We start from the raw sequence: 15,612 nt of genomic DNA, 5'->3' as shown, positions 1-15,612 counted from the left end.
GCCCTCACACTTTGTGTATCTATACATTCCCTCTGCAATTGGATCGCAAGATGCCGCAGGGGGACAGCGCTGGATGGCTTCACTCAAAGGCATCTCGGTCAGAAACGGGCTTTTCTCCGATCTCCGCTCGGAAGGTTTCAAGGTCCATACCGTCGCCGAGGCAGGGCCTCCCTTCATTCTCAGCTCGAAAATCGATCTGCCGCTCCCCGCAGCCTGGCGGCCTCCGCATGACATCGGCTCCCTGCCCGCCGAATATGCGGTCGTCGAGGATTGCTATGTCTTTCCGAACGGCGCCGTCCTGGTTGGTGACCGTTACTTCTATCGCGAAATGCTCTTTCTGAATTGGAAGAGGCGCGACCGAATCCCTCACCTGTCGCGCAATACGCGCTACGACCCCGTAGAGGACAAGGTCTACATTGAGGCTGACTATCCGGTCGTCCGGATGGACGGACCCATGTTCGTCGCCACCAACTTCCGCAATAAAAACTTCTACCATTTCGTGCACGATGTCCTGGCCCGCTCGCTATGTCTCGAAGCCGCAGAACGACAGCTCGATGCCAAGCTTCCGGTACTGATGTCCAAGACCGAGTTCCAGATGCAGGCCGTGCTGTCGAGAGCGGTATTTGGCAGGCGCGCGGTTCGTCACCCGAAAGGCGCAATCGTCCATCTTGCGCGAGCGATCATCCCACGGAAGGCGGCGGACGGGCCGAACATCTGCCGGCCCGCCTTCGATCATCTGCGCGCCAAGCTGGCACGCGCCTTTCCGCACAACCCGCGGCCTCGCCGCAAGCTCTATGTCTCCCGGAAAGACGGCACGAACACCTCCTTCAACCGTGAGCTGGCCAACGAGGAAAGCCTGCAGGAACGGCTCGCTCGATACGGCTTCGAAGTCATGACCCTGTCGACGCTGTCTCCGCAGGCACAGCTCGAAGCATTCACCTCGGCAGCGGTCATCGCCGGAATGCATGGTGCCGGCCTGACGAACATGATCCTCATGCCGGAGGGCGGAGCGGTGCTGGAGATATCCGGCGTGCCCCTGACGCCACCGCTCTACGCTCGCGATGCCCGGATGCTCGACTTCGAATACTTTCTCGCGCAGACGGAAATGACGGAAGGCGGCGTGTGCGTGGACCCGGACGCAGTCGAGGGCGCTCTTATCCGCTTCGGTGGCGAATCGAAGCTTTTGCCTCCGATACGGCAACGCGCGAGACTCTTTCGGTCCGACGAAGAGACTCGACACATGCCCCGTCAGAATATCGAAGAGTAAGCACGGAGCGCCCCGAGAATCCGGAGGATCTCGTCCGAGCGAAAGAAGGACCTTAGAAGCCGCGGTCCCGCCGCTCCGCTCGAGATGGCAACAGAGCCTAACCGCGCAGCACCACGCCGGCCTTGGCGTCATGCAGCTTGCCCTGTTCCCAGGTCAGCGCGCCGTTGACGATCGTGTATTCGACACCGGCCGACGGCATGACGATGCGCTTGGCGCCGCCGGGCAGGTCGTAGCGGCGCTCGCCGTGGTTCTTCGAGCCGATGCGGCCCGCGTCGAAGATCGCCACGTCGGCCGGCGCGCCCTTCACGAGGCGGCCACGATCCTTTAGGCCGAACAGGTCGGCCGGATCGGAGGTCAGCTTGCGCACGCCCTCTTCCAGGGTGATCGCCTCCTTCTCGCGCACCCAGGTGCCGAGCAAGTAGGTCGGGTAGCCGGCATCGCACAGCATGTCGACATGCGCGCCGCCGTCGCCCAGCGCCATCAGGATCGACTTGTTGTTGAGCAGCTCGCGCATGCGGTCCTCACGGCTGTTCCACGAGGAGATGGTGAACTCGACCTTGAGATCGTCGGCCAGGACCAGGTCGAGGAAGGCGTCGACCGCGTCCTTGTTCTGCAGGCTCGCGACCTCGGCGATCGACTTGCGCTCGAGATGCTTCAGCGTGGGGTTCTTGACGTCGTGGACGACGATGCGGCGCCAGTCGCTGAAGCCGGTCGGATTCTTGAGGTCGTGACGGAACGCATTGCGGAAGGCCGGATCGGCATAGACCTTCTTCTGCGCCTCCGGATTGGTGTCGGCAAAGACGCGCTTCCACGACGGGAACGCCGCGAAGGCGAACGGGTTCTCCATGGTGCATTCGCGGGTGAGCGGCAGTGGCGAGGTCTGCGGCCGCGCGCCCTTGGCGATCATCGGCGCGGCGAGCCTCAGCGTGTTGCGCACCGCCTCGGGAATGTCGTCGCGATCGAACAGGGCGATGAAGGTTACCGGGCGGCCGCTCTGGTCGAGCAGAAAGTCGAGCAGCTCGCACTGGTCCTGCTCCAGGACGCCGACCTGCCGGGTCAGCGCGATCTCGATGGCACCCTTGCCGCGCTTCTTGAGCTGCTGGCAATAAGCCGCCAGCTCCTCGCGGCTGGCGTTGCGGCAGGCCAGCGGCTTGCCTTCGAAGCCCATGTGCTGGTTGAGCGTGGTCGAGGAGAAGCCCAGCGCGCCCTTGTCGACCGCTTCGCCGATCAGCGCGGCGATCTTCGCCGTCTCCTCCGGCGTCGCCGCGCGGTCCATCGACGCCTCGCCCATCACGTAATGACGGAAAGGCGTGAGCGGCGCGATGAAGGCCAGGTTGAGCGACGGCCTGCGCGCCGCGGCGGCGTCCATGAACTCGGGAAAGGTTTCCCAGTCCCAGGTGATGCCCTTGTTCAGCACGTCGAAGGGAATGCCTTCGACATTCACCAGATCCTTCATCGCGATCTCGCGCGTCTCGGGCTTGCAGGGCGCTATGCCGACGCCGCAATTGCCCATCACCACGCTGGTCACGCCGTGCCACGACGAGGGCGTCACCGCGCCGTCCCAGCAGATCTGCGCGTCGTAATGCGTGTGCGGATCGACGAAGCCCGGCGTCACGACCAGCCCGTCGGCGTCGATCGTGCGCTTGGCGCCTTCCGTCACTTTGCCGATCTCGGCGACCTTGCCGTCCTGGATCGCGACATCGGCCTGGTAGCGCTTGGCACCGGTGCCGTCGACCACCATGCCGTTCTTGATCACGAGGTCGTAGCTCATCGATTCCTCCCGGGAATATTGCACCACGCTACTACCCAACCGTTGGCGCCGATAGACCCTGCGCGGGCCTGCCGTCACTATGCGGCACTGCCCCGCCAGCCCGAGGAAAGCATGTCCCGCTCCTGGTTCGACCCCCGCGTGCCCGATGCCGACCGATGCGTGCTGCGTCCGCTGCTCGATCGCCACGCGGCGGCGATGCCGGACAAGGTCTTCGCGCGCTTCGCCGACGGCAGCGAATGGACCTACCGTCAGACGCAGGCGATCGCACGCCAGACGGCGATCGGCCTCGCCGCGCTCGGCGTGCGTCAGGGCGACAATGTTCTGTCCTGGTTGCCCAATGGGCCCGACGCGATCCGGATCTGGTTCGGCCTGAACTACCTCGGCGCGGTCTATGTGCCGGTCAACCTCGCCTATCGTGGCGGCGTGCTCGCCCATGTCGTGGCGAACTCCGATGCGCGTCTGATCGTGGCGCATGCCCATCTCGTCGGCCGGTTCGCGGATATCGATCGGGCCGCGCTGACGACGGCCGTCGTGCTGAATGGCGTGGCGCCCGCCATTCCGGGCCTCGCGATGTACGCGCGCGACGTCCTCGAGCCTGCCGATGGCGAGTTGCCGCCGCTGGTGCGCGAGATTGCGCCGTGGGACATGCAAAGCATCGTCTACACCTCGGGCACGACCGGTCCCTCGAAGGGCGTGATGTCGTCGTACCTGCAGCTCTACACGATGGGCGGCGAATCCTTCCCGTCGCTTGGCGCAGACGATCGCTTCATGGTCAACCTGCCGCTGTTCCATGTCGGCGGCACGGCCGGGGTCTATGCGATGCTCGCGGTCGGCGGCTCGATCGCCATCGTCGAGGCGTTCGACACCGCCTCCTTCTGGAGGGTCGTCACGGAGACCGGCACCACGGCCTGCGTGCTGCTGGGCGTGATGGCCACTTTCCTCGTCAAGCAGCCGCCCGCCGCGCAGGATCGCAGCCATGCACTCACCACCGCCATCATGGTGCCGCTATGCGAGGATGCCGCTGCCTTTTCGAAGCGATTCGGATGCGACGTCTATACCGTCTTCAACATGACCGAGGTCTCGACGCCGATCCGGTCGGAAAAGAATCCGTCGCCGCTCGCCACCTGCGGCCGGCCGCGTCCCGGCGTCGACGCCCGGATCGTCGACGAGAACGACTGCGAGGTCGCGCAAGGGGCAGTCGGCGAGCTGATCGTGCGCACCGACCGGCCCTGGGCGATGAATCACGGCTACTACAAGAACCCCGAAGCGACCGCCAAGGCGTGGCGTAACGGCTGGTTCCATACCGGCGACGCCTTCCGCGTCGGCGAGGACGGCCAGTTCTTCTTTGTCGACCGGATGAAGGACGCCATCCGCCGCCGCGGCGAAAACATCTCGTCCTTCGAGGTCGAGACGGAAATCTGCGCCCATCCTGCTGTGAAGGAAGCGGCAGCCGTCGCCGTGCCGAGCGAGTTCGCCGAGGAAGAGGTGCTCGCGGCAGTCTCTCTGGTCGAAGGCGCGTCGCTCGATCCCGCCGAGCTCATCGCGTTCCTAACGCCTCGCATGGCCCATTTCATGGTGCCGCGCTACGTCCGCATCGTGCCGGACCTGCCGAAGACGCCGACGCAGAAGGTGCAGAAGCACCTGCTGCGCAGCGAGGGCGTCACCGCCGACACGTGGGATCGCGAGAAGGCCGGCATCCGCCTCAAGCGCCAGCGCCTGTCGGCTTGACGGCAAACACTTTCCTCCCCACGCGTAGCGCGGGCAGGAACATGAGCTGCGCCCGACCGTGGTGCAGTTCTTGCTTGGGCAGCCGGGCATGGCTGATCCACCACTATTGTCAGTGCACGACCTCACCGTCGCGTTCGATACGCGCCGCGGACCGTTCGAGGCCGTTCGCGGCGTGAGCTTCGACGTCCAGCCGGGCAAGACCCTTGGCGTCGTGGGTGAATCGGGCAGCGGGAAGAGCGTGACGGCGATGGCGTTGATGCGCCTCCTGCCAGATGCCGCGGAAGTTACCGCCGGCACCGTGCAGTTCGCCGGACGCGACCTCGGCAGCTTGAGCGAACGCGACATGCAAGCGGTGCGCGGGCGCGAGATCGCCATGGTGTTCCAGGATCCGATGGCCTCGCTCAATCCACTGTTCACCATCGGCCATCAGGTGATGGAATCGCTGCGACTCCAGCTCGGCCTGTCGCGCGTCGCAGCAAGAGCACGGGCTGAGGAGTTGCTGGCGCTGGTCCGCATCCCCTCGCCGAGGGACATCCTGCGCGCTTATCCGCACGAGCTGTCGGGAGGCATGCGTCAGCGGGTCATGATCGCCATCGCGCTGTCGTGCGGCCCGAAGCTGCTGATCGCCGACGAGCCGACCACGGCACTCGACGTCACGACCCAGGCGCAGATCCTCGAGCTGCTGCGCGACCTGCAGGGCAGCTTGCACATGGCGGTGCTGCTGATCACGCACGATCTCGGCGTGATCGCCGAGTTCGCCGACGATGTGATGGTGATGTACGCCGGCCGCGCCGTCGAACGCTCGCCGGTCGAGGCCTTGTTCGAGAAACCGGGCCATCCCTATACCGAGGGCCTGCTGCGCTCGATGCCGCCGCTCGACGATGAGGACCCCGAGGTGCTGCCGGCGATCGAGGGTAATGTCGCGAGTCCCTTCGACCTGCCGTCCGGCTGCTCCTTCCATCCACGCTGCCCTTATGCGTGGGACGCCTGCCGCCTCCAGTCTCCGCCGCTCGCACGGCTGGCCGACAATCATGATGCTGCGTGCCTGCGTGTGACATGCTGATCCGCGCCGACAATCTCGCCAAGCACTATCCGATCATGGGCGGCTTCTTCGGGAACAAGGTGGCGGGACAGGTGCGTGCGGTCGATGGCGTATCCTTCGCCATCGAGCGCGGCGAGACGCTCGCGCTGGTCGGCGAGAGCGGCTGCGGCAAGTCGACGACCGGCCGGCTGCTGACGCGGCTGATCGAGCCGACCGCTGGAACCGTGCGCTTCGACAACACCGAGATCTCCGAACTCGGCGCCGAGGAGCTGCGCACCGTGCGCCGGCGCATGCAGCTCGTCTTCCAGGACGCCGGCAGCTCGTTCAATCCCCGCATGACCGTCGCCGCCCTGATTGCCGAGCCGATGCATCTCGCCGGCGCCTCCGCCGCCGACTGCAAGGCGCGGGTGCAGGAGCTGCTGCCGCTGGTCGGCCTCGCCGCCGAGCATGCCGAGCGCTATCCGCACGAATTCTCGGGCGGACAGCGCCAGAGGATAGGAATTGCGCGAGCGCTGGCGCTGCGGCCCGACTTCGTGGTGTGCGACGAGCCGGTGTCGGCGCTCGACGTCTCGGTGCAGGCGCAGGTCATCAACCTGCTGACCGGCCTGCAGCGCGACTTCGAGCTGACCTACCTCTTCATCTCGCACGACCTGCGCGTGGTGCGCCACGTCGCCGACCGGGTCGCGGTGATGTATCTCGGCCGCATCGTCGAGATCGCCGACAAGGCCACGCTCTACCGCTCGCCGCAACACCCCTACACGCGTGCGCTGCTGAGCGCGGTGCCGGCACACCGGCCGGGCAAGGCCCGCGCGCGCACCGAGGTTGTCGGCGAAGTCGCCAGCGCCCGCGCCGTGCCGTCGGGTTGCCGCTATCACACGCGCTGCCCCTACGTCATGCCGGTCTGCCAGACCGACGACCCCGAGCTGACCGATCTCGGCGGCGGCCATCGTTCCGCCTGCCATCTCGTCCGCACCAGCCACTAGTCATTCGTTAGAGGACATATCGATGAAGCGCCGTTCCCTGCTCGCCTCCGCCGCCGTTGCCCCGTTGCTCGCACTCGGCAAGCCCGCTCTCGCCGCCGACAAGGTGCTAACCGTCGCCGCCGCGGTGTTCCCCGACAGCCTGCGCGCCGGCACCGGCTCCTTCGCCTCGCTCAGCCTGATGACGCAGACCAACGACCCGCTCATCCTGCGCGACAACAAGAGCGGTCTGCATCCCGGGCTCGCGACGAAGTGGGAGCAGATTGATCCGCTCACCATGCGCTTCCACCTGCGCCAGGGTGTGAAGTTCAGCGACGGCACCGACTTCACCGCGGACGACGTCGTCTACACGCTCAACTTCGCCCTCGATCCGCAGAGCGCCTATGCGATGGCCGCCCGCATCAACCAGATTGCGAGCGTGACCGCCGTCGACAAATACACCGTGGACATCAAGACCAAGGCGGTGTTCCCGACGCTGTTGCGCGGCCTGTCGGACATCATCATTCAGCCCAAGGCCTATGTCGAGAAGGTCGGCGTCAACGGCTTCACGGCCAAGCCGATGGGCACCGGACCGTTCGTCTTCCAGCAGTGGGTGCCGGGTGATCGTTACGTGCTGACGGCCAACAAGAACTACTGGGGCGGCGCGCCCAAGGTCGACAAGATCGTGATCCGCACCATTCCCGATGGCTCGACCCGCGTGGCCGCGCTGATGGCGGGCGAAACCAACATCATCGAGGAAGTGCCGATCGACCTGCTCGACCAGGTCACCGGCTCGGGTGCCAGGATCGACGAGATCGGCACCACGGCCGGGCTGGTGCTGACCTTCGATCCAACGATCAAGCCTTTCGACAACGTCAAGGTCCGCGAGGCCTTCGACCTTGCGATCGACAAGGAGCTGATCCTCAAGCAGATCCTGAAGGGTCACGCCGAGGTCCTGCAGGGCCAGGTCCTGACCAAGGGCGTGCTGGGCTTCGATCCCGCGTTGAAGGCGCGGCCCTTCGATCCGGAAAAGGCCCGGCAGATGCTCAAGGAGGCGGGCTACGACTTCAATACGCCCGTGCCGATCACGACCCAGAACGGCAAATACGTATCGGACACCGACATCTGCCAGGCGATTGCCGGCATGCTGAACAAGATCGGCGTGAAGGCGACGGTGAACATCGTCGAGGGCGGCGTCTTCCAGCAGATGAACAACGCGATGAAGTTCGGCCCGCTGTACATGGTCGGCTGGTACAGCCTCGGCGACGCCGATTTCGCGACCGTCTGGTACACCAAGGCCGGCAAGCGCACGAACTGGAACAGCGAGGAATACGACAAGCTGTTCCTCGCCGCGCGCTCGACCAACGACGAGAAGGAACGCGTGAAGCTCTATCACGAGATGGCGGCGCTGGCCTACAAGGAGAACCCGTCGATCTTCCTGTTCGGCCTGCCCAGCATCTACGGCGTGACCAAGAACGTGAAGGGCTTCGGCGCCGCCGCCGACAAGGTCCTGCGCCTCTCCCAGGTCGAGCTGACCAAGTAGCGGCCGTTCCTTGATCCTCGGCTACATCCTGCGGCGGCTGGCCTTCCTGCCGGTCACCCTGCTGCTGGTCGCCTTCGCGACCTTCGTCGTGCTGCGCCTGACGGGCAACCCGGTCGACATCTTCCTCGACATCAACCGGACGCCCGAGCAGGTCGCGGCATTGACCAAGCGGCTGCATCTCGACGAGCCGATCCCGATCCAGTTCCTGATCTTCCTGCGCGACCTGCTGCAGGGCGACTTCGGCGAATCGCTGCAGTTCAACAACTCCGCCTCCGCCGTCGTCTGGGGACGGGTCGGCGCGACCCTGCAGCTCGCCGGCACGGCCCTGGGCCTCGCCGTCTTCCTGGGCGTGCTGGGCGGCATCGTCTGCGCGGTGTGGCGCGACCGCGCCGCCGACGCGATCATCTCCTCGATCGCCGTCGCAGGCCAATCCATGCCGTCGTTCTGGCTCGGCATGCTGCTGATCGAGTTCTTCGCCCTGCAGATGCGCTGGCTGCCGACCTCCGGCTACGGCGAGCCGCGCCATCTCGTGCTGCCGGCAGTCACCTTGGCCACCATCCTGCTGCCCAATTTCGTGCTGATCACCCGTACCTCGATCCTCGAGCTGATGAGCGAGCAGTTCGTCGTCACCGGCCGCTCCAAGGGTCTGTCGCGCAAACGCGTGCTCTTCACCCACGTGCTTCCCAACGCGGTCAATCCCGTGCTGAGCTTCCTCGGCGTGCAGGTCGGCACGCTGATGGCAGGCTCGATCATCACCGAGACGATCTATGCCTGGCCAGGCGTCGGACGGCTGCTGATCGGCAGCATCTCCAATCGCGACGTGCCGGTGGTCGAGGCGGCGGTGTTCTTCATCGCCACCGCCATTGCGCTCGCCAACCTCACCGTCGACGTGCTTCAGATGCTGATAGATCCAAGGATTCGACGCGCTTGATCAAGACGAAAAAGAAAAAGCGCGCCCTATTCGGCAAGCGGTTCAAGATGACCGTCGGCGGCATTGTTCTCGTGCTGGCGGTGTTCTGCGCCGTCTTCGCGCCGCTGATCGCGCCCTACGATCCCTACCAACAGGACCTGATGGCCCGCCTCAAGCCCGGATTCTGGTCGGAGAAGGCCGTGGCCGGACACATCCTCGGCACCGACAACTACGGCCGGGACCTGCTGTCGCGCCTCATCTACGGCTCGCGCCTCTCGATCCTCGTCGGCGTTGCCTCGATGCTGATGTCGGCGCTGATCGGCACCGTCGCCGGCATCATCGCCGGTTTGCGCGGCGGTGCCACGGAGCAGGCGATCATGCGGTTCGCCGATGCTCAGATGGCCTTTCCCGACATCCTGCTGGCCATCCTCATGGCGGCAGCGCTCGGCGGCAACGCGCTGAACCTGATCATCGTGCTCGGCTTCTCGCGCTGGATGGTCTACGCGCGCGTCGTCTTCGGCCTCACCCGCACCCTCAAGCAGCGGCCGTTCGTCGAGGCGGCGACGCTGTACGGCGGCAACGATCGCTACATCATGCGCCGGCACATCCTGCCGCAGGTCGCGCCGGTGCTGATCGTCGTGGCGACGCTGCAGGTCGCGCAGATGATCCTGCAGGAGACCGCGCTGTCCTTCCTCGGCCTCGGCCTGCCGCCACCGGCCGCGACCTGGGGCAACATCCTGGCCGAGGGCAACACCCGCCTGTTCATTGCGCCGTGGATCGCCAACTTCGCCGGCCTGTCGATCATCCTGCTGGTGTGGGGCGTCAACATGCTTGGCAACGGCCTGCGCGAGCACTACGACCCGCGGATGGTGAGTCGGTAACAGGTTCAGGCTCTTCCGGACCGCGAGCGTCCCGCTCGCTCAAGCTCATGAGCGAGCGGGACGCTCGCGGTCCGGAAGACGATGAGCGGTCAGAACTCCAGCAGGTTGTCGCGCAGATGCTTGTGCGCATAGGCCTTGCGCACCAGGCCGCGGCGCTGCAGTTCTGGCACCAGCCCGTCGCAGATCTCCATCACGTAGCGGCGGTCGAAATAGGTGTTGAAGATCAGGAAGCCGTCGCCGCCCACCTCCTGCATGATCTCCTGCATGCGGCTGGCGACGCTGTCGGAAGTACCGACAAGCTCGATGCCCTGCCGGCTGTTGCCGGTGGCGAGCGTGCGCGGCGTCTTGCCGATCCAGCTGGCAAGCGAGGACTGGTGGCCGTTGGTGGTGAGACTTGCCGGTAGCGGCTCGTCGAGGTCGAACTTCGAGAAGTCGATGTTGGTCAGCCGCGACAGGCCCGACAGGTTGAGGTCGAGATGGCGACCGTCCTCTTCCGCCAGCAACCGCCGGCGCTCGCGCGCCGCCTCGATCGTGGTGTCGACGATCGGATAGGCGAGGAACAGCACCTTGATGCTGTCGGGATCGCGGCCCCAGCCGATCGCGCGCTGGCGCACGTCCTCGCGGAACTTCTTCATACCCTCGACGCTGAGCGCATTGGTGATGATCGTGTCAGCCCACTTCGAGGCGAAGGCCTGGCCGCGCGGCGAGCCGCCGGCCTGGCAGATCGGCACCCGGCCCTGCGGCGAGCGCGGCGCGTTGAGCGGCCCGCGGCACTTGAAGTACTTGCCCTCGAAGTTGATCGGATGGACCTTGCTGCCGTCGGCGAAGAAGTGGTTCTCGCGATCGAGCACCACGGCATCCGGCTCCCATCCTTCCCACAGCCCGGTCATGACCTCGGCGAACTCGTCGGCCACGTCGTAGCGCTCGTCGTGCGGCCGCTGCGCCTCGTTGCCGTAGTTCTCCGCTGCGCCGTCGTTGCTGCTGGTCACGCAGTTCCAACCGATCCGGCCCTCGGTCACATGATCGAGTGTGTTGATCAGCCGCGCCGCCAGGTAAGGCGGGTATTCGCTGGTCGACAGCGTCGGCACGAGGCCGACCGTCCTGGTCGCCTGGGCGAGATAGGACACCAGCACGGCCGGATCGAGCTTGGGCGAGCTGGCCGCGTATTTCAGATAGGTGTCGTGCGAGCCCTTGTAGGTGTACGGCACCATCGAGGAATCCTCGATGATCATGTAGTCGAAGCAGCAGCGGTCGAGCCCCTTGGCGAGGTCGATGAAAAGGTCCGGCATCATCCAGCGCTGGAGATCGCTGCTGCTGCCCGGCCATTGCGAACGCCAGGTCTTCGGCCCGAAGCCCTGCGACAGGAACCAGGCGAGGTGGAAATGGTCTTTCATCGTCTTTCCTAGCTTCGTTTAAGTGCACACCCCGTCGTCCCGACCGGAGCGGAGCGAGGCGAAGTGGAGGGACCTCCTCATCCCTGCCGGGATGAACAGGTCCCTCGACTTCGCTTCGCTCCGCTCGGGACGACGGGGTGCTAGAACTCCATCAGATTGTCCATGAAGTGCTTGTGCGCGAACCTCTTTCGGGTGAGTCCGCGGCGCTGCAGCTCGGGCACCAGCCCGTCGCACACTTCCATGATGTAGCGGCGGTCGAAATAGCCATTGAACAGCAGGAAGCCGTCGCCGCCGACCTCCTCCATGATGTCCTGCATCATGCCGGCGACATGGTCCGGCGTGCCGGTGAAGTCGAAGCCGGCCTTGCGGCTGTAAGACCGCACGATCGCGCGCGGCGTCTTGCCGATCCATTTGGCGAGCGACGACTGATGGCCGTTGGTCTGGAGCGCCGGTGGCAGCGGCTGGTCGAGATCGAACTTGGAGAAATCGATGCCGGTGATGCGCGACATGCCCGAGAGCTGCATGTCGACGTGCTTCTCGGCGTCGATCTCGTCGAGGTGCCGGCGTTCGCGAGCCGCCTCCATCGTCGTGTCGACGAACGGGTTGGCGAGGAACAGCACCTTGATGCGGTCGGGATCGCGGCCGAGCTCGACCGCACACTTGCGCACGTCGTCGCGATAGGCCTTCATCGAGGCGACGCTGCCGCCGCCGTCGGTGATGATCGTGTCGGCCCAACGCGAGGCGAACTGCTGGCCGCGCGGCGAGCCGCCCGCCTGCACGATCGGCACCCGGCCCTGCGGTCCGCGCGGGGCGTTCAGGGGCCCGCGGACCTTGAAGTATTTCCCCTCGTGATGGATCGCGTGCACCTTGCTGCCGTCGGCGAACATCGGTTGCTCTGGATCGAGCACCACCGCGTCCGGCTCCCAGGACTCCCAAAGCCGCGTCACGACGTCGGCGAACTCGTCGGCGACGTCGTAGCGTTCGTCGTGCGGCACCTGCTTTTCGCGGCCGTAGTTCTGCGCACCGCCGTCGTTGCTGCCGGTGACGCAGTTCCAGCCGATCCTGCCCTCGGTGACGTGGTCGAGCGAATTCACCAGCCGCGCCAGCAGGTAGGGCGGATACTCGGTCACCGACAGGGTCGGCACGAGACCGAGATGCTTGGTGTGCGCGGCGAGATAGGGAACCAAGACGGCAGGATCGAGCTTGGGTGTGCTGGCGCCGTACCTGAGATAGGTGTCGTGCGAGCCTTGGTAGGTGTAAGGCAGGTTCGACGAATCCTCGATGATCATGTAGTCGAAGCCGCCGCGATCCAGCCCCTTGGCGAGATCGATGAAGATGTCGGGCATCATCCATCGATTGACGTCCGCACCCGGCCATACCGATCGCCAGCTCTTCGGCCCATAGCCCTGCGACAGGAACCAGGCGAGATGAAAAGGACGCTTCGCCAACTCAGAACTCCAGCAGATTGTCCTTGAGGTGCTTGTGGGCGTAGGCCTTGCGCGTGACGCCGCGGCGCTGCAGCTCGGGCACCAGCCCGTCGCAGACTTCGATCACGTAGCGCCGGTCAAAGTAGCTGTTGAAGATCAGGAAGCCGTCACCGCCGACCTCCTCCATGATCTCCTGCATCATGCCCGCGACATGATCGGGCGTGCCGGTGTAGTCGATGCCGTCCTTGCGGGCGTAGCTGCGCACCAGCGAACGCGGCGTCCGACCGATCCACTTGGCCAGGGCGGACTGGTGGCCGTTGGTCGTCAAGTCCGACGGCAGCGGCTGGTCGAGGTCGAATTTGGAGAAATCGATGCCGGTGAGCCGCGACATGCTCGAGAGCTGCATCTCGACATGCGCCTCGGCCGCCACTCCCTCGAGCCGCTGGCGCTCGCGCGCCGCCTCCATCGTCGTGTCGACGATCGGATGGGCGAGGAACAGCACCTTGATGTCGTCGGGATTGCGCCCCATCGCCCGGGCACGCGTACGAATGGTCTCGCGGTAGGCCTTCATCGAGGCGACGCTGCCGCCGCCCTCGGTGATGATCGTGTCCGCCCAGCGCGAGGCGAACTCCAACCCGCGCGGCGAGCCGCCAGCCTGGCAGATCGGCACGCGTCCCTGCGGTCCGCGCGGTGCGTTGATCGGTCCGCGCACCTTGAAATACTTGCCCTCGTGATGGATCGGATGAACCTTGCTGCCATCGGCGAAAAGATGCTTCTCGCGGTCCAGGACGACCGCGTCGGGCTCCCACGCCTCCCATAGCTTCGTCACCACGTCGGCGAATTCGTCGGCGACGTCGTAGCGCTCGTCATGCGGCCGATGCTTCTCGTGCCCGTAGTTCTGGGCGGCACCGTCGTTGCTGCCGGTGACGCAGTTCCAGCCGACGCGGCCCTCCGTCGTGTGGTCGAGCGTGTTGACGAGGCGTGCCAGCAGGTACGGCGGATACTCGCTGACCGACAGCGTCGGCACGATGCCGACCGTCTTGGTCGCCTGCGCCAGCCAGGGCACCAGCACGGCCGGGTCTAGTTTCGGCGCCGAGGCTGCGTACTTCAGGTAGGTGTCGTGCGAGCCCTTGTAGGTGTAGGGCACGTTCGAGGAATCCTCGATGATCATGTAGTCGAAGCAGGCGCGGTCCATGCCCTGCGCGAGATCGACGAACAGATCCGGCATCATCCACCGCGCGATGTCTGTGCCGGGAAAATCGGACCGCCAGCTCTTGGGGCCATAACCCTGCGACAGGAACCAGGCGAGGTGGAACATACGCTTCGGCATCGAGACTAGAACTCCATCAGATTGTCGGCGAAGTGCTTGTGCGCATAGGCCTTGCGCGTGAGGCCGCGGCGCTGCAGCTCCGGCACCAGACCATCGCACACTTCCATGATGTAGCGCCGGTCGAAATGCGCGTTGAACATCAGGAAGCCGTCGCCGCCGACCTCTTCCATGATCTCCTGCATCATGCCCGCCACGTGGTCGGGCGTGCCGGTAAAGTCGATGCCGTCCTTGCTCGTCATGGTCCGCACCAGCTCGCGCGGCGTCTTGCCGATCCATCTGGCGAGCGAGGACTGGTGGCCGTTGGTGGTGAGTTCCGGCAGCGGCTCGTCGAGCGGGAAGCGGGAGAAGTCGATGCCGGTCAGGCGCGACATCGTCGACAGCTCCCGCTCCATGAGCTTCTCGGAGCCGGCCTGCTCGAGGCGGCGCCGCTCGCGCGCGGCGTCCATCGTGGTGTCGACGATCGGATAGGCGAGGAACAGCACCTTGATGCGGTCGGGATCGCGCCCGTTCTCGATCGCCTTTCGGCGCACCGTGTCGCGATACTCCTTCATCGAGGCGATGCTGCTGCCGCCGTCGGTGATGATCGTGTCGGCCCAGCGCGAGGCGAACTGCTGGCCGCGCGGCGAGCCCCCGGCCTGCACGATCGGCACCCGTCCCTGCGGCCCTCGCGGCGCATTGATCGGTCCGCGCACCTTGAAATACTTGCCCTCGTGGTGAATCGGATGAACCTTCGAACCGTCGGCGAACATCGGCGTCTCGCGGTCGAGCACCACCGCATCGGGCTCCCAGGCTTCCCAGAGGCGCGTCACCACATCGGCGAATTCGTCGGCCAGGTCATAGCGCTCGTCGTGCGGCAGATGCTTGTCGCGTCCGTAGTTCTGCGCGGCGCCGTCGTTGCTGCCGGTTACGCAGTTCCAGCCGACACGACCTTCCGTGACGTGATCGAGCGAGTTCACGAGGCGCGCGAGCAGATACGGCGGATATTCGGTCACGGAGAGGGTCGGCACGAGGCCGAGATGCTTCGTATGCTGCGCCAGCCACGGCACCAGCACGGCGGGATCGAGCTTGGGCGTGCTGGCGGCGTATTGCAGGTAGGTATCGTGCGAGCCCTTGTAGGTGTACGGCACCATCGAGGAATCCTCGATGATCATGTAGTCGAAGCAGCAGCGGTCGAGCCCCTTCGCCAGGTCGATGAAGAGATCGGGCATCATCCAGCGGGCGAGGTCGCTGCCCGGCCAGTCCGAAAGCCAGCTCTTGGGGCCGTATCCCTGCGACAAAAACCAGGCGAGGTGGAAAGGTTTTTTGGCCAAGGAACGCGCTCCGGACTGAAGTGAGCCCGAAACCTTGCAAAACACCTGCC

12 protein-coding genes are annotated in these 15,612 nt (G+C 65.4%); 7 read left to right on the top strand and 5 right to left on the bottom strand.

All coding sequences use genetic code 11. From position 1 onward, the window contains the following. Positions 1 to 73: 73 nt before the first annotated feature. Positions 74 to 1,267, top strand: coding sequence for a glycosyltransferase family 61 protein (locus tag ACQY8M_RS10455; RefSeq protein ID WP_428671587.1), 1,194 nt, complete (start codon positions 74 to 76; stop codon positions 1,265 to 1,267). 97 nt (positions 1,268 to 1,364) lie between these two features. Here the strand turns inward: ACQY8M_RS10455 and ACQY8M_RS10450 are convergent, their stop codons facing one another. Continuing rightward, positions 1,365 to 3,038: an N-acyl-D-amino-acid deacylase family protein gene (locus tag ACQY8M_RS10450; RefSeq protein ID WP_428671585.1), complete on the bottom strand. Its 1,674-nt coding sequence runs from the start codon at positions 3,036 to 3,038 to the stop codon at positions 1,365 to 1,367. Positions 3,039 to 3,149: 111 nt separating this feature from the next. Here ACQY8M_RS10450 and ACQY8M_RS10445 point away from each other — a divergent pair, with 111 nt between their 5' ends. The 6 genes from ACQY8M_RS10445 to ACQY8M_RS10420 all read left to right on the top strand — a co-directional run bounded on the left by ACQY8M_RS10445 (position 3,150) and on the right by ACQY8M_RS10420 (position 10,101). Beyond that, positions 3,150 to 4,766 carry an AMP-binding protein gene (locus ACQY8M_RS10445; protein ID WP_428671583.1) on the top strand — a complete coding sequence of 539 codons (1,617 nt, stop codon included), beginning with the start codon at positions 3,150 to 3,152 and terminating at the stop codon, positions 4,764 to 4,766. A gap of 88 nt (positions 4,767 to 4,854) precedes the next feature. After that, complete coding sequence (locus ACQY8M_RS10440; RefSeq protein WP_428671581.1) at positions 4,855 to 5,829, top strand: ABC transporter ATP-binding protein; 975 nt, start codon at positions 4,855 to 4,857, stop codon at positions 5,827 to 5,829. Next, positions 5,823 to 6,791 (top strand): ABC transporter ATP-binding protein, encoded by a 969-nt coding sequence (locus ACQY8M_RS10435; RefSeq protein ID WP_428671579.1) that lies wholly within the window; start codon positions 5,823 to 5,825, stop codon positions 6,789 to 6,791. The genes ACQY8M_RS10440 and ACQY8M_RS10435 overlap by 7 nt, the downstream gene beginning before the upstream one ends. A 22-nt stretch (positions 6,792 to 6,813) precedes the next feature. Then, complete coding sequence (locus ACQY8M_RS10430) at positions 6,814 to 8,310, top strand: ABC transporter substrate-binding protein (RefSeq protein WP_428671577.1); 1,497 nt, start codon at positions 6,814 to 6,816, stop codon at positions 8,308 to 8,310. A gap of 10 nt (positions 8,311 to 8,320) precedes the next feature. Then, positions 8,321 to 9,241, top strand: coding sequence for an ABC transporter permease (locus ACQY8M_RS10425; protein ID WP_428671575.1), 921 nt, complete (start codon positions 8,321 to 8,323; stop codon positions 9,239 to 9,241). Beyond that, a complete protein-coding gene (locus ACQY8M_RS10420) occupies positions 9,238 to 10,101 on the top strand; it encodes an ABC transporter permease (RefSeq protein WP_428671573.1) in 864 nt (287 codons plus the stop codon). Before ACQY8M_RS10425 ends, ACQY8M_RS10420 begins: the two co-directional genes overlap by 4 nt. Positions 10,102 to 10,190: 89 nt before the next feature. Here ACQY8M_RS10420 and ACQY8M_RS10415 read toward each other — a convergent pair whose 3' ends face one another. The 4 genes from ACQY8M_RS10415 to ACQY8M_RS10400 all read right to left on the bottom strand — a co-directional run bounded on the left by ACQY8M_RS10415 (position 10,191) and on the right by ACQY8M_RS10400 (position 15,562). Next, positions 10,191 to 11,495, bottom strand: a complete 1,305-nt coding sequence (locus ACQY8M_RS10415) for an NtaA/DmoA family FMN-dependent monooxygenase (RefSeq protein WP_428671571.1) — start codon at positions 11,493 to 11,495, stop codon at positions 10,191 to 10,193. A 140-nt stretch (positions 11,496 to 11,635) separates the two neighbouring features. Then, on the bottom strand, positions 11,636 to 12,943 hold the full coding sequence (locus ACQY8M_RS10410; RefSeq protein WP_428671569.1) for an NtaA/DmoA family FMN-dependent monooxygenase: 1,308 nt from the start codon (positions 12,941 to 12,943) through the stop codon (positions 11,636 to 11,638). A 1-nt stretch (position 12,944) separates the two neighbouring features. Next, on the bottom strand, positions 12,945 to 14,252 hold the full coding sequence (locus ACQY8M_RS10405; protein ID WP_428671567.1) for an NtaA/DmoA family FMN-dependent monooxygenase: 1,308 nt from the start codon (positions 14,250 to 14,252) through the stop codon (positions 12,945 to 12,947). A 5-nt stretch (positions 14,253 to 14,257) separates the two neighbouring features. Continuing rightward, positions 14,258 to 15,562: an NtaA/DmoA family FMN-dependent monooxygenase gene (locus ACQY8M_RS10400; protein ID WP_428671565.1), complete on the bottom strand. Its 1,305-nt coding sequence runs from the start codon at positions 15,560 to 15,562 to the stop codon at positions 14,258 to 14,260. Positions 15,563 to 15,612 lie beyond the last annotated feature (50 nt).

Source organism: Reyranella sp. (assembly GCF_965279465.1).
In the GTDB taxonomy this organism is placed as follows: domain Bacteria; phylum Pseudomonadota; class Alphaproteobacteria; order Reyranellales; family Reyranellaceae; genus Reyranella.
The sequence above is the reverse complement of the archived record's forward strand: the minus strand, read 5'-3'. Positions and strand labels throughout refer to the sequence as shown.